Origin of the sequence: Pseudomonas fluorescens HK44 (assembly GCF_000217955.3) — a bacterium.
Classification (GTDB): Bacteria; Pseudomonadota; Gammaproteobacteria; order Pseudomonadales; family Pseudomonadaceae; genus Aquipseudomonas; species Aquipseudomonas fluorescens_AQ.
In genome coordinates this window covers 432,729-455,046 of record NZ_AFOY02000015.1, presented here as the reverse complement: position 1 = coordinate 455,046, position 22,318 = coordinate 432,729, and the positions used below count along the sequence as shown (strand labels likewise).

Genomic DNA, 22,318 nt, shown 5'->3' with positions numbered 1-22,318 from the left:
GACACAGCGTTGCAAGGGAGTCATCTTTCTGACAACCCGCATCAGCGCTCCGAGCAAAGCTCAGTATCGGACTTAGTCAGCAAATAGGATGTGGCACTGCCAAGCAGCTCCCAATGATGCTCAGGGAGCGAGCTTGCAAGGCAATATGGAGTCGCTAGAAGAAAATGAAACGTCGCACTCTCTACCGATCACCATCCCCAAACTCTCTTATTACTTCGGCGATGGACGCAATTGTGATGATGCCGGACTGCCACTGTCAATAAATTGTAACAAGCAAGATCAAATATTACGAGAAAACGGTGAAACCCCACTTTTCGCCATTTTATTGGCGAAAAAAGGATAAGCCTAATGTCAACAAAATGTTCCAAACCATTTTTAGGAGAAACCTATTACCAGCAGCACAAAGGCGAAGGACTGAAGATTATCGCAATCAGCATGGATGAACCGGAGGACGACCCGATGGTGCACAAAGTCATGGCCCATTACAGCTATCCTGCGGCGTTCCAGCGCGATGCCGACTTCAAGGGGTTTGGTCGAATCTGGCGCCTGCCGATGACCTACATCATCGACAGGCAAGGTGTGGTACTCAAGGACGGCAGCGTGGGAGACCCGAAAATCGATCGGCCTTTGCTGGATAAACTCGTCACGCCGTTACTGACGGCGCATTGAGTCTCTGCTCAGGTTATTGCTTAAGGATCTCTGGTCGAAAAACACCCGACGCTTCTGCCCTGCGCCGCGCTTCCAAGCCGGGAGCGCGGCGCTCACACGGTCGCCAGCATTATTTGTCATCCATCTTTTTTGCCGACGATTGCGGCCGGTACTCGGTGCTTTCTTCAGCGTTGGGTGCTTCGGGGAGATGCCCCGGAGTGAACACATGAGTCAGCAAGTCTTTGGCATCGATTTCGTTGACACCACTCACCGAACGGCAGAGCTCTATCACCCGCTCGCACTCCTTATGGGTGTTGACGCGGCCGCTCAACGCTACCGTACCTGCATGGGTTTTGACATTGACATGCATGCCTAGAGTCGGCTCTGCAAATGCCAGCGCCGATTTCACCCGGGTAGTAATCCACGCGTCGTGAACGGCCATTCCCAGATTATGAGAGTAATGCTGGAAGGAGTGAGTTTTCATAGCTGGACCCTCTCTCGTGTCATCGACAGATTAATTATAGTGCGGTCGCTGCGGTCCGGGCGCTGTCCCCCAGCGCATCCGCTTTGGTCGCTCTGTACCGGGGCGCAAGAGTGCGCTACCGAACAGACCCGCACCGGTCGCTGAGTCAATCTGGCGTGAGGTAGATCGCTGCCAGGTCAGAACGGTCACGATCCTCCTGCACATCAGTGGACGGTGAGGTTCAGTGATTCCCTCATCCAAAGAGGCACGACTCATGACTCAGTATTCGCAAATACCTTTATTCCGCCGACTGGCAGTGATGCTCGTCACAGTGACGGTGGCAGCTGCCGCGCTACCGGCACAAGCGCAGCACGACTATCAGCGCCAGGGCGACGGGCGGCAGGTTTACCATCGCGATTATCGTGATGGTCATGATAACCATCGCAACTATCGTGACTACCGCGGCGGTGGTGGTGACTATCGCAGTGGTGGCGACGGCGATTTGGGCGCGCTACTCATTGGCGCCGTAGTGGGGGCAGTGGCCGCGGGTGCGGTACGAGCGCCGCCTGCCGTGATTTACCGGCAACCCCCTCCGCCACCACCACCGGGGGTCCGGTACTACCCAAGGCCGTACTATCCCGACTCGTACAATTCCAATGGATATCCTCCACCCGGCTATTAAGCTCCCTGGCCGCATGAAACCCGAGCGACCGCCGCTCACACTGATGTATCCCAGGCAACGGTCGTCAGTCCGACAACTCAATCCGGATATAAAGACATGAAAAATTTCGTACTGAAAGCCGCTATGCCAGCAGCGTTGATGCTGGCATTGCTCACCACTCCTGTCTCGGCACAGACGACGGCAGCGAGCAGTCCTGCCGCACCGTCACAGACGGCTGCCACTCACACCAAAAAGCACATGGACGTTGTAGAGAAGAGGATCAGCGAACTGCACGCCAAGCTGAAAATCACCGACAAGCAGTCAGCTCAATGGGAGGCCTATGCGCAAACCATCCGCGACAACGCGCACAACGCCGATACAGCCTTTCTGGAGCGAGCGCAAAAACTGCCATCGTTGAATGCCGATGACGCAATGGCGTCCTATGCCAAATTAGCCCAATTGCACGCGGACAATATGCAAAAGCTTGCAACGACGTTTAGCGCTCTGTATGGCACGTTTTCCGATGTTCAGAAAAAAAATGCCGACAAGCTGTACCGCAATGAAGAGGAGAAGCGGGAGGACCGGCACGAGGCAGCGAAAAAAACTCAGTGATATGCCACGATCTTCAACCAGGTGAACCGGCCGCTGCGGGCTCGGTTCGCACTGGAGCGCAGCGACCCGCAGAGGCTGATGCCACGGGCTGAAGTATTGCTGAACTGTTAGGCTGTTCCAGGAAGTCCGCGCGACCTGTTGGAGGTTTGCCATGCAGCTTGAAGGTTCCTGCCATTGCGGCGCGGTATCGTTCAGTCTGAACAGTGCCCACCCCTACCCGTATCAACGTTGTTACTGCTCGATCTGCCGCAAGACCCAAGGTTCGGGTGGCTATGCGATCAACCTCGGCGGCGAAGCGAAAAGCCTGAAAGTCCGCGGCCGCAAACACATCTCGATCTATCACGCGCATCTCAAGGATGACGGTGCCCGGCGTGCCCACAGCAGCAGCGCCGAACGGCACTTCTGTTCACTCTGCGGCAGTGGTTTGTGGTTGTTCAGCCCTGAATGGCCCGAGCTGATTCACCCCTTTGCTTCAGCCATCGACACCCCGCTGCCGGTGCCGCCAGAACACACCCACTTGATGCTCGGTTCAAAAGCCCCGTGGGTCGAAGTCGAGCTACATCCCAACGACCAACAGTTCGAGGTCTACCCGCAAGAATCCATCGCCGAGTGGCACGCGCGGCTGGGCTTGAGTCGTTAACAGTCTTCTTTCACAGACTTGCCCCAGGCACGCCACTGTGGAAGCGGAACTCGACGTCCGGAGACTCGATCAGTTCCTGCTCGGCGGCGCGAACCTTGTCGATCACCTGTGCAATATCCTTGGCGTCGCCGTACTGGTAGGCCAGCTTCAGATACCCCTGGAAATGCCGCGCTTCGCTTTTCAGCAGGCCGAAGTAGAACGTGCCCAGTTCTTCGTCGAGGTGCGGCACCAACGCTTCGAAACGCTCGCAGCTACGCGCCTCGATAAACGCCCCGACCACCAGCGTGTCGACCAGTTTGACCGGCTCGTGGCTGCGCACCACTTTGCGCAAACCCGAGGCGTAACGACCGGCGGACAGCTGGCGCAGTTCGATCTTGCGCTTTTTCATCAGGCGCATGACTTGCTCGTGATGCACCAGCTCTTCCCGGGCCAGGCGTGACATCAAATTGATCAGGTCGACATGCGAATGGTACTTGGCAATCAGGCTGAGCGCGGTACTGGCAGCCTTGAACTCACTATAATCTGCAATATCACTACGAATCTAATTACATCAAATACAACATAAAAAATAACCAGTAAAAATTTTGCATTCTGTTTAGAAATACGATTTCTAGTGGTATAACTTCTTCATCGCAAAACACAGAACACCCGATAGGGGCGGATCCAATCGCGTCTCCAGAATGTGAATTTGCATCATACTTTTATAATACCCAAGGTCAAAAATAATGCCCTACGCAGTCGGCTATGCGCGTTTTTCGAGCATAAAACAAGGTTCAGGCAGTAGCCTGGAAAGACAGCAAGCCATGATAGGTAAATGGATTGGCGAAAATCCAGAATACACAATATACCCAAAAAGCTTCGAAGACCTAGGACGCTCCGCCTCTAAAGGCGACCATCTAAAGCATGGACTTGGAAAATTGCTACAGGCTATTGAGCTTAAAGAAATCGGCAAAGGTGATGTGATTCTGGTTGAAGCAATTGACCGAATTGGGCGCCTAACTGAAACAAAAATGTTTTCATTGATTAATGAAATCATCGAGGCCGGCGTGCAAATTATAACGCTACAAGATGGCACGGTATATGGCCCAATCATCAAGACAGACCAAGTTTGGCTGCTTTTAGGAAAAATACAACAAGCCTACTTATATAGCAAAGACCTTGGCGGACGCATAAAAGAAAGCTATACAATACGTGCAAAGATGGCAAAAAAAGGAATCGTACCAAAAAGAAGAACACCAATCTGGCTAAACACGGATGGAACTTTAAAAGACAATATCGCAGTTGCAATGAAAACTGCTTTTGAAGATGCATTGTCTGGTCTAGGAGAGCGTAGAATCCTGAAAAGACTGAAAGAAAAGGATTCGGCATTTGAAAAAAGTCATCCAGCCAGTGTCCGAAAATGGCTAACAAATAAAACCGCAATTGGGTTTTGGCGAGAGACCTTAATTTATCCACCAATTGTCAGCCAAGATTTATTTTACCAAGTTCAAAAACGTTTTGAAGAAACTTACGTCCCAGCTTCAGCACCAACCAAGCACTTTTTGTCCGGACTCGTAAAATGCGGAGATTGCGGATCATCTTTTCAAGTAAAAGTAAACAAATCGAGCCCAAACACTATGCACTGTTCGGCACGTAGCATACATGGTATCGAGAGGTGCAAAAACGGCACATCTTTTCCGGTTCCAGTATTATTGCATGTATGCCACGATACAGCGACACGAGCAATGGAAAACGCTTTGCAACATATAGAGCTTTCTCAGGCCAAGAAAAAAACCATAATTCTAGATGGCCAATTAAACGACATAGCAAAAAAAATCAGCAATCTAATAGGATCTCTAGAAAAATATGGCGCTGTGCCAGAGATCGACGCCCAAATTACAGCTCTGATCACCGAAAGAAAAAAGCTGGAAAACGAAAAACTCTATTTAGCAATAGACGATCCAGACAACACAACTAGTTACGAAGATGCATGGGATTACCAGTACGAACTTATTGAAGATGACCCTATGCGTTTAAACGCACTGCTTCAAACTGTAAACTATCAACTCAAATGCCATGCCAATCGATCGATATTAGCCAACACAACCGGAAATCAATTCAGCAAATGTACCTACCTTAACTATGACAGAAAAAAACAAGCATATCGAATACAAGCAAATGGAAATATCCATCATATCGCTAACAGAGACGGAACACTGACAAAGCGACGCTTAGAGCTTTTCAAAGAAATGCTACAAGCACAAAGAGATGGAACCACCGCCTATAAAGAAATTAAAACATCACCAGTAGAGTTGGAAATATTGGAATTTTTAGCAGAAATTGATGACTGATTTATCGCCCTCTGTTATCGATTGACTTACAAACCCCTCGACCCCATTGAAACCGTTATCCATCATGGCCTTGGTGTCCACCCATAGGCCGGATATTTAATTCTCTGCTCCTCTGCTCTGTTCCTCTGTTCTATCTCTACCCTGCCGAATGTCCGATCATTTACGCACGAACAAAGGAAACAAATTTATATAGACATCAAAACTGACATGACCAATTTATCTAAAGCACATTACACCGAAAACCGATATATGGATGCATCGATCAATTGCAACCTAAAAAATCCGACACTTGAAAATATCCTGCAAGCGCTGTACGTCCTGATATACGGAGTGACAGAAACCTTAAAATACCCGCGCGGCTATCATGTAAGAACCCGTTTCACCGACCATATGACCAGCTCAGAATATAGCGCCCACATCAACAACTTCTATAAGAACAAATCGAAATACACCCCACAGAGAATGACGATTATCGAAAATGACGACACAGGCGTTCATCATCACCACGCCATCATTTTGAATGACAAGCTGGATAGAAAATCCAGCCTTCAATACTTACATGCAAAACTTAAAAAAAACGGAAAACTGAATGACTATTCAATTATTTGCCCAAAACATGATAGATACGGTCACAGCTTGGCTTCAGCGGAAGACCTAGACAGTTACTTCAAATGGATGACATACCTTGCCAAAACTAGGTCAAAGCCGGATAGACATCAGCTTTGGAGTGGAAGCCGCCTACTTACATCCATGCTGAAAGATTGGCGTCGCAGTGGAAAACCGGACCTACGCATTATTAAATCAACCTACGATGCGGCAAACTCCGCAGAATTCGATTTAAGCACATACTTAGTATAACCCTGTGGGTCAGCATTAATTCAGCATTGAAACCCCTTGTGCGACACCCCGGGAGACCCCAGGGGGTGCCAACAGATTAAACGTGACCTTACATTGCAAACTCATATTAACATACAACTAAAGCACGACCTTTTAGCAGCATGCCTTGCGCCCGATTAAACTGCCGCTCAACAGGCTTGTGAACCCACCACACCTAACCAGCAAATAAAAATAAAAATAAAATCAAATCCTATACTCAATAACACCTATTATTACATAACACCAAACATGGCAACCCACCCTTGACGCGCCTAAAAAACCTCACACATTAATTTAGGAAACTCAGCATTTTCGGAACAAACAAAGACATAGCGGTGACCGGATGCTCAATCCACCACCATTGAAGAATAATTCCAAAACCTTCGATAACCTTATCTAACTTTTGCTTCGCCGTTACGGATAAAACCGCATCTTCACCATCCAACCTACTAGCCTTTAAATTTAAAAATTGAATTGCAAACGGATCTTCCTTCAAAGGCCGGCAGGGTACTACCTCCCTGACAAAAGGGCTAAAGGGTCATGGGACCCAGTGAATATCAATTCAAGCCTTTTAAAAAAATTGAACCGCAAAAATTTCGTCAAAAAAAATTTAGCCGACTTCAAAAAGTGGTTGTTTTTAGGTAAATATTTTGCACTATGTCAATTTCACACTTCCAATGCGACGAAGCAAAAACTGTCACTAATAAATATCGTTTTTTAATTTACAGGCACTATGCCATTACAGCATAATAGATTTTTACCTAAACATAAAAATAGGAAGCGAACCATGTTCAGAAGTATGTTAATTGGATGTATCACCAGCATGGCGCTAGCAACAAGCGCACTCGCGCAAGTCACCAATAAGTCTGGTGACTTCGATGCAGGCCCTCTTCGGGAGATGGTGAATGGAAGCTTCATGTGTAAGAGCGCTGACACTTTGTTTGAATTTTATGAAAAAGTGCCTCCCGTGGATGAAGGACGCGCGAAATGGGGCGAATCTTTCTTGAACTCACATTATCGCAGCGGGGAATGTTGGGATATTCCACCATCCAGTGCATATCTCACGGGCTTTCGCTATGCCGAAGTAAAACGAGCAGATAAAAAGCTCCCATCGGTGGTGATAATCCCTCGTATCGTTATCAGCGGTCGGGTTGGGTATGTCTTACCAATTGCACTCCGGATGAATCTCCCTGATATGGTGCAGGCGATAAAACAAAAAAATGAAGAACGCGGATGGCCTGCAATTCAAATAGGTGACGATCCCGTCGAGGACTCAAATAGCGATAAGGCAGGCTTTAGCTTTGATGATGTGGTCAATGCCATCAAGGAGCATGCTGCTATGCGGTGGGCTCGCCCTCCTTCTGCCCGAAGCAATATGACCGTAGTACTGCAAGTTGGCATGAATCCTGACGGAAAAATCTCGTCGGTCAATGTCGCGAAGTCTAGTGGTGATGCGCCGTTCGATAACTCGGCAGTTGCGGCAATTAAAAGCGTTCCTGGGTTTACAGAAATACGCGATATGAAACCAAGTGATTTCGCACCCTATCGTTCATTTAAGATGGTGGTCACGCCTGCTGATCTAGCCTTGTAACATCGTGGTTGGGTTCGACCAATCCTCGAAATACCGAGGATTGGCTACTCATGTGTAGGAGTCGCGATAGCTGATTCGCCGCTGGCGCCCCACCGTCGTTGCTTTTCTATCGAATCAGATCCTCGACTATCAATTAACTCTAGTTGTTTGGTAGTACGATTACCGCCCATCACCCACTCTCAAATATCTATGTACGATAGCTATCTGATCGTATTATCATAAACGTATCAAACAAATAGCTAAAGGATAGCCAGCATGAATACTCATTTGTATCTCCGAGCCTCGACTAAGGATCAAGACGCCAATCGGGCCAAGATTGCTTTAGAAGCTTTTGCCATCGAGAAGAAACTAACCATTATTGGCGTATATGCCGAAAACATCTCGGGCACCAAACTCAATCGCCCCGAATTGATGCGTCTGCTGGATGTCGCTGAAAAGGGTGATGTCTTCCTGTGTGAATCCGTTGACCGGCTTAGTCGCTTGTCACAGGCAGACTGGGAGACACTGAAAGCCACCATTAAGGCAAAGGGGCTTCGCCTTGTGATCGCTGACCTACCCACCAGCCACATGATGGTTGAAGACAAGGGCATCACAGGCCAGATCATGGAAGTCATCAACAACATGTTACTTGACCTCATGGCAACCATGGCCCGCCTAGATCAGGAAAAGCGCGTTGAACGCATCAACCAAGGACTGGCAAACAAACGCGCTGTAGATCCTAATTGGAGGCCAAAGGGTAAAAGCAAGAATGTAGAGAAATGGACAAAGGTGCAGATGTTAATTGTGAAACACCCTAATATGTCAGCCGAGGACGTTGCCAAGCTTGCGGATGTCGGCGTGGCAACCGTTTATCGAATCAAGCGCGCTCCGTAATTCCGTGTACCCCTAGGTGGCGAATTACGACAATGTCGTATAATCGTTGGTAATTTCTACCACCTACTCTCCCTTGTGGCGCTCGATCAACAAATCCATTTCAGCCCACATTTTTTCAGATTCGGACTCTTCGAACCTTATCATCTGCGTTATAGATGAGATCATAAAATTCGGCGGCAAGTACTCAGTAAAGCCGTTCTCAGACTGGAAACAATGTATCACTTGCGGAAATAGCTCAGGGTCTAATGGATTTATTGCATTTGGATTGTGAAATATTGTTATTCCGTCATGCCATGCTTCGGAATATGCCGGGTGTTCAACCACGGCTTTGAATGGATATGGATTACCATTAAAATCGGTCCGAACGCCGTCCACTACTGCGAATGATGTCGGGCTTCTAATTCCAGCGACACGCCCCATTCTGTTAAACTTTGGCAAGGTTGCCCCAGTAACCAACATCACTGCCGCAACATGCTTGTTAACCTCTTTACCAAAGAAGTTTGATGGAATTGTTCGGCCCTCGAACTCGTGACGCTCAATGGGATATACTTTCCCATCCATCACCTCCATACCATATAGATACTTCTGCAAGGCACCGGCAGACATAGCCATAGACATATTTCGTGAGTAGTCGTGTATCGCGATAACGAACGGATGCCCCTTTGTATGCTCCAACTCCCAATACGCGAGTTTCGCCGGCTCAGGCCGATGCCTTACCTTTTTGATCAGCGTCCTATGAAATTTGAATGGCATTTCATGTTCAATGTGACTTATCAGCGACTTCAATGCAGACTCATCGAGATTCTTATAGCTGCCGTCCGGCGCTTCTAATTCTGCAACAGTCACGGCTTCAACTGCAATACACATTCCCCGCTTCATTAGCAAGTAATCCGGCTGGGGGTAAGAATGATCTATTTCGAAATCTTGCTCGTAAAATGCGGCATGCAGATACAATTCAAATAGGCGCGAGTTGAATTCATTCCCTTGCAACCCACGAATGAATATTCCGTCTGGATCTTCAAACCAGTGAGCCAACTCCTCCATTACGACTCTTGCAGGAAAGTAGACCGGATCGTTAATTAACAATTTCAGATAATGATTTTGTTTGCGGGGTGGAACCTTTGACGCAAAAATAGCGAATGGGCTTGGAGCCTCATCACCCTGCGGAAACATACCTTCAACATGAGCATCGACTAACTTTGCAATACAGCCATCAAGGGCAGTAATTAGCGCATCCGGTGTTGGCAAAGATGATTCAACATGGACAGCCCTGAACTTACGATTGAGATCGCGACCTAGGATAACTGCATTATAGTCATTGTCGATTCGACATAACAGCATCACTGCCAACAAGGTTACATCGTCGGACTGGAATGAGAACCACATTGACTCTGACGTAAAGTCCTGGACATACGGTGATCGACCGTAGAAGTAAGCTTCGAACTTCTCTCGGGTAATAGATTGAAATTTCATTCACCGGCATCCTTATTGTTATCATTTAGTCCCTCAAGCATTTTAACGCCCATAATCATTCTTTTGGTTCTCTGATCGCCTCGATTAATTCGCTTTTGAATTTCACAGTGAAAGTATTCAAGTTTTTGCGTCAGTTTCACATCTAGCGCCTCGAACACCTGATTGCCGTTGCAGAATGAAAAAGCCTTACCCCAACCAAGTATTATGTTGTTAATACGACTGAGCGTTTGTGCATAACAGCCAGCACTACCAAATTCGTTTGTATCCAAGATAGTATCAGCAATGGCAAGTCCCCTTCTAATTTCAGCATCTACCTTTTCCGCCAAGCTTTTTCTTGCTGACATAGCCGGAAGTGTCAATGTAGGATTTATAAAACACCCTAAAAACTCGAAACCTTTTATTACTTCCCCTTGGCTAGCTTTTTTAGGATGTGTAACCGGTGAGTATGCCGAAAGCCCAATTTTATTAAGAATGGCTTTTGCCACTTTGAACCCCTTACATGTTGCCTTTTCTGTTCGACTCACAATCACAAAGTCATCAATATACCGTATGCATACCAAATCATTTAAGTTCATTTCGCGATCAAAATCAGACATGTAGATGTTGGCTATTAATGGCGACAACGGTGAACCTTGTGCTACGCCCTCCGGACCAAGGGGAAATAGATCTTTCAGATTCTTACGTTGAAGATCTGTCAAATTATCTAAAGTGGTAGTAATAGACATTTCAAATAAGTTAATGAATTTTTCGTCATTAGTCTGCGCCCGCATATAATCCATGATTGCGTTTCGATTGACCAATGTAAAAAAATTTGGAATATCAGATCGCAAATAAAACTGACCACCCTCATTAAAACTACTCTTCAATGCATCAATGGCCATTGACACTCTTCGCTTTTTAATCCCACCAAAACTTGTAGGAGTGTCAAGAACCGCTTGAATTCCTGGCACATCTCTCTGAAGTATGTCCAAAATTGCCCTTTGAACTATCCTGTTTTCAATGGGAGCAATAACCAATGGACGAGGGGATTTTCCGGCGCGCAACTTCGCGATGCCCATTTGGGGCTTAAATTTGAAAGTTTGCTTCTGCAAGCGAGTTTGAATAGACCTCAAATACCGATGCGATTCCGCATCAAACTCTGAGGCCTCGTTACGAATATCAACGGAAGATGATTGCATTGCACTTGCTTTAACAATCCGCCATGCATTTGCTAATGTCTGAATTTTGCGAACGTTTGAATATAGGTCGACCATCCGTGTCATTCCTTGTTTGTCGGGACTCGTCGGCGAACCAATCCCAACTGCTACAGAGGACTTTCAACCTTCGGGGGGACGTTGCTGCATCAAATGCAATCGCGCGACACGACCGCGGACAGCGCCACTCGAAATTGACGCACCTCGACGCTCGGCACACTGGGTTCGAACACCGCCACACGGTTCGATCAGCACGCCGGACCAGCAACGACCAGAAATCCCTGATCGCACCGGCCTGTGCAGCATGGCACGTTTTGCATGGCGGACGCTTTGACGCCGTTTTGGTCCATCATGATCTCAATGTTCCTGTCATGGCTTTAGCACCTTTCATGGTTTCATGTCTGACTTCCCGTCCATACGCGCGCCAACGGTCCAACCCGAACCCCACCCTGAATTTATAAGCTAATTACCGTCCGACGAATCAGCCCTAACCTGAAGAAAAAAGTTCTCAACGCGCGAATCACAACACAGCCAACAGGAAGACGGCCGCAAGACCTACGGGGACGATGCTGCAACAAATACCAATCACGACACGACCCGGACAGCGCCATCGAAATCGACGCAGATCCCTCGACGCTCGGCAACTGGGTTCGAACACCGCCACAAGGTTCGATCAGCACGCCGGCCAAGTGGTCCGATGTTAACACCGCACTAAAGAAGAAAAGAAGAGTGGCGCTCGGGTCGATGAAAAGCGCCCATAGTATTGCCAAGAAAAGCTGAAAATCGGTCTGGTCGCAGGAATTGGTGAAGTCCTCTTGGTACAGACAGAAAAGGATCTGTACGTCATGGTGAGGTTATGACGGAGAAAGACGGAGAACGGACGGGGGGACCACTACGTGCTTCCACAGCGGCGCTAAAGGGCCTATGGGTCCCTTTTTATGGGCATGGTCGATTTCAAAAATTGGAGCACCCGGAAATTTCCAGCTCAAAATTTTTTTTTGGTACGTTTTTTCGACGAAGAACAAATGCCCTGTAGGGCAAATCTACGGGGCATTCACCGCTGTGACGGGAGATAACGGTAGGAACTCACATCACGCCAGCGTCGGAACGCCACTATGGAATCTGAATTCGCTATCCGGGCTATCAATCAAACCAGCCTCAACCACCCTCACCTTTTCGATCACTCGATCCACATCCGCCGCATCACCATATTGGTAGGCCAGCTTCAGATACCCCTGAAAGTGCCGTGCTTCGCTTTTCAGTAACCCGTGATAAAACCGACCCAGTTCCTCATCCAAATGCGGCACAAGCGCTTCGAAGCGTTCACAGCTACGTGCCTCGATAATGGCCCCCACTACCAACGTATCAACGAGCTTCACTGGCTCGTGACTGCGTACAACCGCTCGTAGCCCAGACGCATACCGACTAGCTGACAAAGGCCGCCATTCGATTTTGCGCTTCTTCATCAACCGCAAAACCTGCTCATGATGCACAAGCTCTTCACGGGCCAGCCGAGACATCATGATCACCAGATCAGAATACGCACCGTACTTGGCAATCATGCTTAGCGCAGTGCTAGCGGCTTTGAATTCACAGTTCTTGTGGTCAATCAGCATCACGTCTTGCTGACTCAAAGCCGCTTCAACCCATGCATCGGGGGTCCGGCACCCTAGGAATTCATGGACTTCAGGCAGCATGGAAAATTCTCACAATTCGTAGTTGCATTGCCGACTTCTTCTCGCAGTTCTTGTGGTCGATCAGCAGGGTTTCCTGGTCGGCCAGTGCGGCCTGAACCCAGCCATCGGGCGTGCGGCAGCCAAGGAATTCGTGAATTTCAGGAAGGATCATCGGCTCACTTCCGACAGTTCAACAGGACCATTGGGCAGGACGGCGACGATTTCAGGGTTCAGTAACATGAGGCTCACGGGCAATAGGTTCACAGCGAAGGGGGCCGATTATACGTGCCTGTCGGCAGACCACCAGTCGCGGCACTTGATATGCATCAAGACCCGAGTTCACGACCAGCAACTATAGTTGTGCAACGACGTGTTTTTCATTCATCGGAGATTCCGACCATGCAAGCCATCCGCAGCATCCTGGTGGTCATCGAACCCTTGCCCGACGAGAGCCTGGCCCTCAAACGCGCCAAGATGATTGCCGGGGTGACTCAGGCGCATCTGCACTTGCTGATCTGCGATAAAGAGCATGATCACTCGGCGCTGTTGAGTGTGCTCAAGGCCAGCCTGCAGGAAGACGGCCATAGTGTCACCACCGAGCAAGCCTGGAACAAAAGCCTGCATGAAACCATCATCGATGTGCAGCAGGCAGAGGGTTGCGGACTGGTGATCAAGCAACACTTCCCGGACAACCCGCTGAAGAAAGCCCTGTTGACCCCGGCGGACTGGAAACTGCTGCGCCAGTGTCCGAGCCCGGTATTACTGGTAAAAACCTCGAAACCCTGGACCGGCGGGACGATTCTGGCGGCCATCGACGTGGGCAACAACGACCCTGAGCACCGCGTGCTGCATGCGACCATCGTCGATCATGGCTTCGACATCGCTCACCTGGCCAAGGCCCATCTGCACGTCATCAGCGCCCATCCGTCGCCCATGCTCTCGGCGGCCGACCCGGTGTTCCAGCTCAAGGAAACCATCGAGGCCCGTTACCGCGAAGCGTGCAAGGCGTTCCAGGCCGAGTTCGACATCGACGATGAGCACCTGCATATCGAAGAAGGTCCGGCCGATGTGCTGATTCCCCACGTCGCGCATAAATTGCAGGCGTCGGTGACCGTCATCGGCACCGTGGCGCGTACCGGGTTCTCGGGGGCCTTGATCGGAAACACCGCGGAAGTGGTGCTCGATTCGCTGGAAAGCGATGTGCTGGTGCTCAAGCCACAGGAAATCATGGATCACCTGGAAGAATTGGTGACCAGCGGCAAGTAAGCTCAAGCGATTGCGGCTCCTGCGCAGGATCTCAATCCCCGCAGGAGCCGCAATCAATGCAGCTCCGTGCTTCAGTTCAACATCAACCCTGCGGCCGTAACATCAACACCGCCAACGGCGGCAGATTCAGTACCAGCGACAAGGGCTGGCCGTGGCTGCCCTCCTCTTCGGTCATCACACCGCCGCCGTTGCCATAGTTGGAGCCGGCATAGATGCCCGCATCGCTGTTGAACACTTCTTCCCAGCGCCCTGCGACTGGCACCCCAACCCGATAGGCGGCACGCGGCACCGGCGTGAAGTTCGCCACTACCAATACCGGCCGCCCTTCCTTGCTCCAGCGCAGCCAGGCATAGACGCTGTTCATCGCGTCATCGCCGATCAGCCATTGGAAACCCTGCGGCACATCGTCCTGATCGTGCAGTGCCGGCTCTTCGCGGTAGAGCTGGTTGAGGTCAGTCACCAGTTTTTGCACGCCGCGGTGTTCCGGGTATTGCAGCAAGTACCAATCCAGCTGCTGATCGTGATTCCATTCGCGCCACTGGCCGAACTCGCAGCCCATGAACAGCAGTTTTTTACCCGGATGAGCCCACATGAAACTCAGGTACGCGCGCAAGTTGGCGAACTTCTGCCAGCGATCGCCGGGCATCTTGTCGATCAGCGAATGCTTGCCGTGGACCACTTCGTCGTGGGAAATCGGCAGGATGAAGCGCTCGGACCAGGCGTAAACCAGACCAAAGCTCAGTTCGTTGTGATGATGGGCGCGGTAGACCGGGTCCTGCTGAATGTAATGCAGCGAATCGTGCATCCAGCCCATGTTCCATTTGTAGTCGAACCCTAACCCGCCATGCTGCGTGCCCTGGCTGACGCCCGGCCAGGCCGTGGACTCCTCGGCAATCACCAGTGCACCGGGCGCTTCGAGGTCGATCACATCGTTGAGATGGCGGACAAAATCGATGGCTTCGAGGTTCTCCCGACCGCCATGGCGATTGGGTACCCACTCGCCGGCCTTGCGTGAATAGTCGCGATACAGCATCGAGGCCACCGCATCGACCCGCAGCCCATCGACATGAAAATGCTTGAGCCAGTGCAATGCCGACGCCAGCATGAAGCCATGCACTTCGGTGCGTCCGAGGTTGTAAATCAGCGTGTCCCAGTCCTGGTGAAAACCTTCCAGCGGGTTGCCGTACTCGTACAGCGCGGTGCCGTCGAACTGCGCCAGGCCATGGGTATCGGTGGGAAAATGCGCCGGCACCCAATCGAGGATCACCCCGATATCGGCCAGGTGGCAGGCGTTGACGAACGCGGCAAAGTCACTGGGCGAGCCGTAACGGGCGCTCGGGGCGAATTGCGATAATGGCTGATAACCCCAGGAGCCGCCGAACGGGTGCTCCATGATCGGCATCAGTTCGATATGGGTGAAACCGAGTTTCTGCACATAAGGGATCAGATGCTCGGCCAACTCGCCCCAATGGTATTGGCGCGCCACTTCACCGACGTCATCCACTTCGCACTGCCATGACCCGGCATGTAGCTCATAGATCGACAGCGGCGCGCTCGGCCGGTGGCGCTCGCCGCGCGTCTGCATCCAGTCCTGATCCTGCCAATCGATACGCAACGGTGAGGCGACTTTCGAGGCCGTGTCCGGCGGTAGTTGTGTCGCCAGTGCCATCGGGTCAGCCTTGAGCGGCAGAATTCCGTGGGCACCGAGAATTTCGTACTTGTACGCCTCCCCCGCCTGCAAGCGTGGAATGAACAGCTCCCAGACTCCGGACGGATGACGCAACCGCATCGGGTGACGACGACCATCCCAGACGTTGAAATCGCCGACCACCGAGACCCGTCGGGCATTCGGCGCCCACACGGCAAAACGCACGCCGTCGACACCCTCGACGTTCTTCAGCTGCGCCCCCAGACACGCACTGAGATCCCGGTGATTGCCCTCGGCGAACAAATACAAATCCATCTCGCCCAACAACGGACCGAAGCTGTAAGGGTCCTCTGTGGTTTGCTCGCCGCCAGCCCAACGGGTGCGCAACAGGTAAGCCTGTGCCCGGTTGAAATGCCCGACGAACAATCCCGGCACTTCGGTGGGGTTCAAGCTGCCGAGCACTTCGCCGGAGTCGCGGGCAATCACCTGCACACCCATGGCGTCCGGCAGGTAAGCGCGAACAAACTGACCGCCGGCCCCATCTGCATGGGGTCCGAGTATCGCAAAGGGATCCTGATGCTCGGCACGCACCAGCGCCTCGATGTCTCGCGCCGCCGGCAGTAGCGCATCTTTCACCTGTCCCTGCTCCCTCAATGATGGCTCCATCATGACTGCTCTCCACTCACATAGGAAAAGGGTTTGAGCCCACTCAACAACCCGTATAAACCGTGCAATGGCACGGGCAACCAGGCGGGACGATTTTCGGCTTCATACCCCACTTCATAGGCCGCCTTCTCCAGGCAGAACAACGCCAGTGCGGCGTCTTCGGCCGCAGGATCCTGCCAGGCATGAGCAAGACTAGCTGTTGCCTGCCGATACGCCTGAACAAACGCTACCGTTGCCTCACGCAAATAACGTTCCGTCACCCGTTGACGTGCCGCCAGCGTCTGCGCGGTGCCATCAACCCCTTGTCCGTCCAGGGCCATTGCCGCCGCATAATCGAACGAACGCAGCACGCCGCTCACATCCTTGTACGGACTGTGTTTGCCCCTTCGCTCATGCAACGGTCGCGCCGGTTCCCCCTCGAAATCGATCAGGTAGGCATCGCCCTTGATCACCAGCACCTGGCCCAGGTGTAAATCACCGTGGACACGCATCTGCAAACCGCCCACCGTTTTTTCCGCCAGCGCCTGAATATGCCTGAGGATGGCTTTTTTCTGCTCCAGCAAACGCACCACCAACACCTGGTCCTCCGGGCTCAGCCGGGGCTGATGCTGTTTGAGCAACTGCAAGGCGTGCTCCAGCTGTGCAGCAATCGCTTTCGCCAATGCCTGTTGATCCTTGTGTGTGCTGAGCCGCGAACCAAACGCCGGATTGTCACCGGGTACCGCCAATAGCTGGTGCATTTCCCCAAGGCGTTGACCGAGCATGCCAGCGAAATCTTTCAATTCACCAAGCGCGTTGTAGTGTTGTTCCTGCTCGGACATGGCCTCGGCCAACTCATCGCGAATTGCCCGTTCAAGGTTGTTCTGGGTCCATTCCCAGGCATCGCCCTGATTGCTCAGATACCCTTGGGCGATCATCAACAGAGTATCTTCGCCTTGCCGATCACGGCGAATCACCGAGCCGACCAGCGGGGAAATATGCTTGAACCCGGCGGCGGTCAGGTAAGCGCCCATCTCCAGTTCCGGGTGGACGCCGCTGGCGAGCTTGCGGATCAGCTTGAGTACGACGCTGCCGCCAATCACCGCGGAGCTGTTGGATTGCTCGGCCGACAAATAGCGCACGTCGCAGTCAGCCTCCAGATTGAGGTTCACCAGCCCGGCGGTCGGTTCGAAACGAATTTCGCCGTCACTGGCGTCCAGCACCGTGTGCGCCTGCATCGCCTGGATCACCGCACGAATGAAACTGTCGAGGCTGAACGCGTCCGTCACCAACCCCACCTGCCGCCCGCGCCGCACTCGTGCCAACGCCAGTTGCTGCGGCAATGCGGCGCCCACCGGGTCTTCGGCCAGAAACCCGAACGGCAGTTGGTAGCGACTGGTCTGACCGTCGCTGACCACCTCGATTTCGCTGAACAGCACCGGATGCAGCGGATCGCCAAAACGCACACCGTAAGCGATGTGCACCGTTTCGATACTGGAGTCCTTGCCGGCGAACCAACGTCGATTGTGCAACCAGCTCGGCAACACACTTTGCTCCAGAATGGTGCGCGATGGCGCCTCGAGCAGCTCTTCCATGCGCTTTTTTAGGACCAGGGTGGTGAAGTCCGGCAAGCTTTGCGCGGGTTCGACGTGCCAGCTCGGCATCTGGTTTTCCGCCGCCAGTACAAACCAGTAAAAGCCGTACGGCGCCAGGGTCAGCAGAAAGTTGAGCTGGCCAATCGGCGGGAACGCATTACCGCCGAGCATTTCCACCGGGACCATGCCAGCGAACGCCGAAAGGTCCAGCTCGGCCGCCTGGGCACTGCGCGAGACGTTGGCCACGCAAAGGATGATTTCGTGTTTACCGTCATCACCGGTGTACTCACGGGTATACGCAAGAATCCGTCGGTTGCTCGGCGAGAGCATTTTCAAGCTGCCCCGACCAAAGGCCTTGGACTGCTTGCGGATCGCCAGCATGCGCCGGGTCCAGTTCAGCAATGAATGCGGGTCGACAGCCTGGGTTTCGACATTCACCGACAGGTAGCCGTAGAGCGGGTCCATGATCGGCGGCAGCACCAGACTTGCCGGATCGGCGCGGGAGAACCCGCCATTACGGTCGATCGACCACTGCATCGGCGTGCGCACGCCATCGCGGTCGCCGAGATAGATATTGTCGCCCATGCCGATTTCGTCGCCGTAGTACAGCGTCGGCGTCCCGGGCATCGACAGCAGCAGGCTGTTGAGCAACTCGACGCGGCGCCGGTCGCGCTCCATCAGCGGTGCCAGACGCCGGCGAATGCCAAGATTGATCCGCGCACGACGGTCGGCCGCGTAGTAGTTCCACAGGTAATCGCGCTCCTTGTCGGTGACCATCTCCAGGGTCAGCTCATCATGGTTGCGCAGAAAAATCGCCCATTGGCAGTTAGCCGGAATCTCCGGTGTCTGGCGCAAGATATCGGTGATCGGAAAGCGGTCTTCCTGGGCCAGCGCCATGTACATGCGCGGCATCAGCGGGAAGTGAAAGGCCATGTGGCATTCGTCGCCGTCATCGCCATGAACCTCACCGAAATACATCTGAGTGTCTTCCGGCCACTGGTTGGCCTCGGCCAGCAGCATACGGTCCGGGTAATGGGCGTCGATCTCGGCGCGAATCTGCTTGAGCACCGCATGGGTCTCAGGCAGGTTCTCGTTGTTGGTGCCGTCACGCTCGATCAAATAGGGAATCGCATCCAGACGCAGGCCGTCGATACCCAGGTCCAGCCAATAGCGCATCACCGAGAGCACGGCTTTCATGACCTGCGGGTTGCCGAAGTTCAGGTCCGGCTGGTGCGAATAGAAACGGTGCCAGAAGTACTGGCCGGCCACCGGGTCCCAGGTCCAGTTGGACTTCTCGGTGTCGAGAAAAATGATCCGCGTGCCGTCGTACTTTTGATCGTCATCGGACCAGACATAAAAGTCCCGCGCCTTTGAGCCTGGCTTGGCCTTGCGCGCCCGTTGAAACCAGGGATGTTGATCGGAGGTGTGGTTGATGACCAGCTCGGTGATCACCCGCAATCCGCGTTGGTGGGCCTCGGCAATAAAGCGCCTGACATCGGCGAGGGTCCCGTAATCGCGGTGTACGCCACGGTATTCGGCAATGTCGTAGCCATCGTCGCGGCGTGGCGAGGGGTAAAACGGCAGCAACCAGAGGGTGTTGACGCCCAGATCGGCGATGTAATCCAGTTTGGCGATCAAACCGGGAAAGTCGCCGATGCCGTCGTTGTTGGAGTCGAAATAAGACTTTACGTGAACCTGATAAATCACCGCATCCTTGTACCAGAGCGGGTCGTTACTGAAGGTGGCTGACCTGGGTTTCTTCGCCATTGGAAACTCCTGCTGAAATAGGTTAACCGCAGTGGGCCTGGCGTGCCTTTGTGGCGAGGGAGCTTGCTCCCGTCGGGTTGCGCAGCGACCCCACGCGCTGCAGATCGGCGACTGCTTCGCCCGAGCGCGGACCGGCCGGCGGGAGCAAGCTCCCTCGCCACAAAAGCTGATCCGGTTTCAGCCTTTCGATATCCGCCAAATCCCGAACGGCTGGTTCCACGGCTCAATGCGCATCCATTGGGTCTTGCCGTGCCAGTCCCAGCGGTGGCCGTTCATCAGGTCTTCACCCTGGGTCACCGCGTCGTCGGGCAAGCCCATCTCCCACAGCGGCAATTCGAAGTGCGCCTCCTGGGCGTTGAACGGGTCGAGGCTGACCGCCACCAGAATAAAATTACTGCCATCGGCCGTGCGTTTACCGAAATACAGAATGTTGTCGTTCCACACGTTGTAGACCTGCAGACCCAAATGGCTGTGCAAGGCCGGGTTTTGCCGACGAATGCGGTTGAGCTGGGCGATCTCGGCGATGATGTTGCCCGGTGCGGTGAAGTCCCGGACACGGATTTCATACTTCTCGGAGTCAAGGTATTCCTCCTTGCCCGGCACCGGGGCCGACTCGCACAGTTCAAACCCCGAATACGTGCCCCACAGGCCCGAGCCCATGGTCGCCAGCGCTGCCCGGATCAGAAAGCCAGCGCGGCCCGACTCGTGGAGAAAGCCCGGATTGATGTCGGGTGTATTGACGAAAAAGTTGGGCCGAAAGCACTCGCGCCAGGGCGACTGGTTCAACTCGGTGAGGTACGTCGCCAATTCGTGTTTGGTGTTACGCCAGGTGAAGTAGGTGTAGCTCTGGGAGTAACCGACCTTGCCCAGGCGCGCCATCATCGCCGGGGTGGTAAAGGCCTCGGCCAGGAAGATCACCTCGGGATACAACGCCCGTACATCACCGATCAGCCACTGCCAGAACGGCAAGGGTTTGGTGTGTGGATTGTCGACCCGAAAGATCTTCACGCCCTCCTCGACCCAGCCGACCACGATGTCCCGCAGCTCCAGCCACAGGCTGGGAATCGCCTCGCTGGCGTAGAAGTCGACGTTGACGATGTCCTGGTATTTCTTCGGCGGGTTCTCGGCGTATTTGATGGTGCCGTCCGGTCGCCAGTTGAACCAGCCCGGATGCTGCTTCAGCCACGGATGGTCCTGAGAGCATTGAATCGCGAAATCCAGCGCGATCTCCAGCCCGTGTGCGGCGGCGGCCTTGACCAGACGACGGAAATCCTCGCGACTGCCCAACTGCGGGTGAATCGCCTCGTGCCCCCCCTCGATACCGCCGATGGCATACGGGCTACCGTGGTCATCGGGGCCCGCGGTTAGAGCGTTGTTGGGGCCTTTGCGATAGCTGCGGCCAATCGGGTGGATCGGCGGGAAGTACAGCACGTCAAAGCCCATGTCCTGGATCATCGCCAGACGTGAGTGCACATCGTCGAATGTACCGTGGCGCGCCGGATCATCGGTGATCGAGCGCGGAAACAACTCATACCAACTGGCGAACTGCGCCCGTTCGCGCTCGACGTCCAGCGGGTACTCCGGACTCAAGCTGAGATAGGGACGCAGATCGGACTCGGCCATCAACCGGGCACTGCGCGGGTGCAGAAACAGCGCGACTTGCTCGGTTTCAAGCAGCCCGGCCAGCTCATGGTGCAGCGCCGTAAGCTTGTTGCTCAACGGACCGTCACTGCGCTCCGCCGCCTGCAGCACCTGGATGCGCCCTTCTTGCAGCTCCAGGCTGACCGGCACACCCGCTGTGTGTTTCTTTTCCAGTTCATGACAGAAACTGGCGAACTGATCGATCCAGGCCTCGATACAAAACCGATACCTACCCGGCGTTGCGACGCTGAACTGCCCCTGCCAGGTGTTATTACCGAGATCGGTCATGACTTCGCTCTGCCAGATCGAGTCGGCCTCGGCACGCCAACGCACACGCACCGCAAGCACGTCGTGACCGTCAGCAAAAACCTTACTCGTCACCTTTACAGCCTGCCGTTCGATAGCCTTGGCCGCGAACTGGCCGCCATCGATCACAGGCATGGTGTTTTCGATAATAATCCGCGGCAGCAGCAAAGCCTGCGACAGTGGCAGTTGCGGGTTGTACTGCAGCTCCGTCGGTTTTTCAGTCGTCATCGAGCCTCGCCCCTTACGCCCCATGGACGCTCTTGTGCTTGATCGTGTGCTGCTTGCATGACGCTACTTAGGTTCCGAGCGCCGGGCGCTGCCAAAAGTTCAGATCCTTTCACTTTAGCCACGCTCCATGACCACTAATCGGTTACACAGAACGATGAGCAAGACCTGTGCCCTAACCTTTTAGAT

General features: G+C 53.0%; 16 protein-coding genes and 2 pseudogenes. 9 read left to right on the top strand and 9 right to left on the bottom strand.

Going from position 1 to position 22,318, the window contains the following annotated elements; genetic code table 11:
• The first annotated feature begins 133 nt into the window (after positions 1-133).
• Positions 134-343: a hypothetical protein gene (locus HK44_RS14790; RefSeq protein ID WP_141651718.1), complete on the top strand. Its 210-nt coding sequence runs from the start codon at positions 134-136 to the stop codon at positions 341-343.
• A gap of 5 nt (positions 344-348) precedes the next feature.
• Positions 349-669, top strand: a complete 321-nt coding sequence (locus HK44_RS14785) for a peroxiredoxin family protein (RefSeq protein ID WP_019690732.1) — start codon at positions 349-351, stop codon at positions 667-669.
• A 109-nt stretch (positions 670-778) separates the two neighbouring features.
• On the opposite strand, the gene HK44_RS14780 is transcribed toward HK44_RS14785, so the two are convergent.
• Positions 779-1,132: a BON domain-containing protein gene (locus tag HK44_RS14780; protein WP_020723521.1), complete on the bottom strand. Its 354-nt coding sequence runs from the start codon at positions 1,130-1,132 to the stop codon at positions 779-781.
• Between the two features lie 757 nt (positions 1,133-1,889).
• On the opposite strand from HK44_RS14780, the gene HK44_RS14775 reads away from it, so the two are divergent.
• Entirely contained in the window at positions 1,890-2,384 is a 495-nt protein-coding gene (locus HK44_RS14775) for a Spy/CpxP family protein refolding chaperone (protein ID WP_019690735.1), read from the top strand.
• Positions 2,385-2,535: 151 nt separating this feature from the next.
• Entirely contained in the window at positions 2,536-3,024 is a 489-nt protein-coding gene (locus HK44_RS14770; RefSeq protein ID WP_019690736.1) for a GFA family protein, read from the top strand.
• Positions 3,025-3,034: 10 nt separating this feature from the next.
• Here the strand turns inward: HK44_RS14770 and HK44_RS14765 are convergent.
• Positions 3,035-3,538 (bottom strand): annotated as a pseudogene (locus HK44_RS14765) (tRNA-(ms[2]io[6]A)-hydroxylase); the annotation flags it as partial.
• Positions 3,539-3,749: 211 nt separating this feature from the next.
• On the opposite strand from HK44_RS14765, the gene HK44_RS14760 reads away from it, so the two are divergent.
• The 4 genes and pseudogenes from HK44_RS14760 (at position 3,750) to HK44_RS14745 (ending at position 8,694) form a co-directional block, all read left to right on the top strand.
• The gene (locus HK44_RS14760) at positions 3,750-5,354 is read left to right on the top strand and encodes a recombinase family protein (RefSeq protein WP_080690631.1); all 1,605 of its coding nucleotides are present in this window, start codon (positions 3,750-3,752) and stop codon (positions 5,352-5,354) included.
• Between the two features lie 207 nt (positions 5,355-5,561).
• Complete coding sequence (locus HK44_RS14755) at positions 5,562-6,212, top strand: hypothetical protein (protein ID WP_019690739.1); 651 nt, start codon at positions 5,562-5,564, stop codon at positions 6,210-6,212.
• A 1,288-nt stretch (positions 6,213-7,500) separates the two neighbouring features.
• Positions 7,501-7,821 (top strand): annotated as a pseudogene (locus HK44_RS29780) (energy transducer TonB family protein); the annotation flags it as partial.
• Between the two features lie 255 nt (positions 7,822-8,076).
• The gene (locus HK44_RS14745) at positions 8,077-8,694 is read left to right on the top strand and encodes a recombinase family protein (protein ID WP_019690741.1); all 618 of its coding nucleotides are present in this window, start codon (positions 8,077-8,079) and stop codon (positions 8,692-8,694) included.
• A gap of 63 nt (positions 8,695-8,757) precedes the next feature.
• Here HK44_RS14745 and HK44_RS14740 read toward each other — a convergent pair whose 3' ends face one another.
• From HK44_RS14740 to miaE, 4 genes are all read right to left on the bottom strand, one after another.
• Complete coding sequence (locus HK44_RS14740; RefSeq protein WP_019690742.1) at positions 8,758-10,167, bottom strand: hypothetical protein; 1,410 nt, start codon at positions 10,165-10,167, stop codon at positions 8,758-8,760.
• Positions 10,164-11,420, bottom strand: a complete 1,257-nt coding sequence (locus HK44_RS14735) for a reverse transcriptase domain-containing protein (RefSeq protein WP_019690743.1) — start codon at positions 11,418-11,420, stop codon at positions 10,164-10,166. Before HK44_RS14735 ends, HK44_RS14740 begins: the two co-directional genes overlap by 4 nt.
• A gap of 1,031 nt (positions 11,421-12,451) precedes the next feature.
• The gene (locus tag HK44_RS14730) at positions 12,452-13,057 is read right to left on the bottom strand and encodes a tRNA-(ms[2]io[6]A)-hydroxylase (protein WP_019690745.1); all 606 of its coding nucleotides are present in this window, start codon (positions 13,055-13,057) and stop codon (positions 12,452-12,454) included.
• Positions 13,047-13,208: a tRNA isopentenyl-2-thiomethyl-A-37 hydroxylase MiaE gene (gene miaE, locus HK44_RS14725; RefSeq protein ID WP_019690746.1), complete on the bottom strand. Its 162-nt coding sequence runs from the start codon at positions 13,206-13,208 to the stop codon at positions 13,047-13,049. The genes HK44_RS14730 and miaE overlap by 11 nt, the downstream gene beginning before the upstream one ends.
• 227 nt (positions 13,209-13,435) lie before the next feature.
• On the opposite strand from miaE, the gene HK44_RS14720 reads away from it, so the two are divergent.
• A complete protein-coding gene (locus HK44_RS14720; protein ID WP_019690747.1) occupies positions 13,436-14,302 on the top strand; it encodes a universal stress protein in 867 nt (288 codons plus the stop codon).
• 82 nt (positions 14,303-14,384) lie between these two features.
• Here HK44_RS14720 and glgB read toward each other — a convergent pair whose 3' ends face one another.
• The 3 genes from glgB to HK44_RS14705 form a co-directional block, all read right to left on the bottom strand.
• Positions 14,385-16,616, bottom strand: coding sequence for a 1,4-alpha-glucan branching protein GlgB (gene glgB / locus HK44_RS14715; protein ID WP_024264953.1), 2,232 nt, complete (start codon positions 16,614-16,616; stop codon positions 14,385-14,387).
• A complete protein-coding gene (treS, locus tag HK44_RS14710; RefSeq protein WP_019690749.1) occupies positions 16,616-19,957 on the bottom strand; it encodes a maltose alpha-D-glucosyltransferase in 3,342 nt (1,113 codons plus the stop codon). Before treS ends, glgB begins: the two co-directional genes overlap by 1 nt.
• A gap of 177 nt (positions 19,958-20,134) precedes the next feature.
• On the bottom strand, positions 20,135-22,132 hold the full coding sequence (locus HK44_RS14705; protein ID WP_019690750.1) for an alpha-1,4-glucan--maltose-1-phosphate maltosyltransferase: 1,998 nt from the start codon (positions 22,130-22,132) through the stop codon (positions 20,135-20,137).
• Between the last annotated feature and the right edge of the window lie 186 nt (positions 22,133-22,318).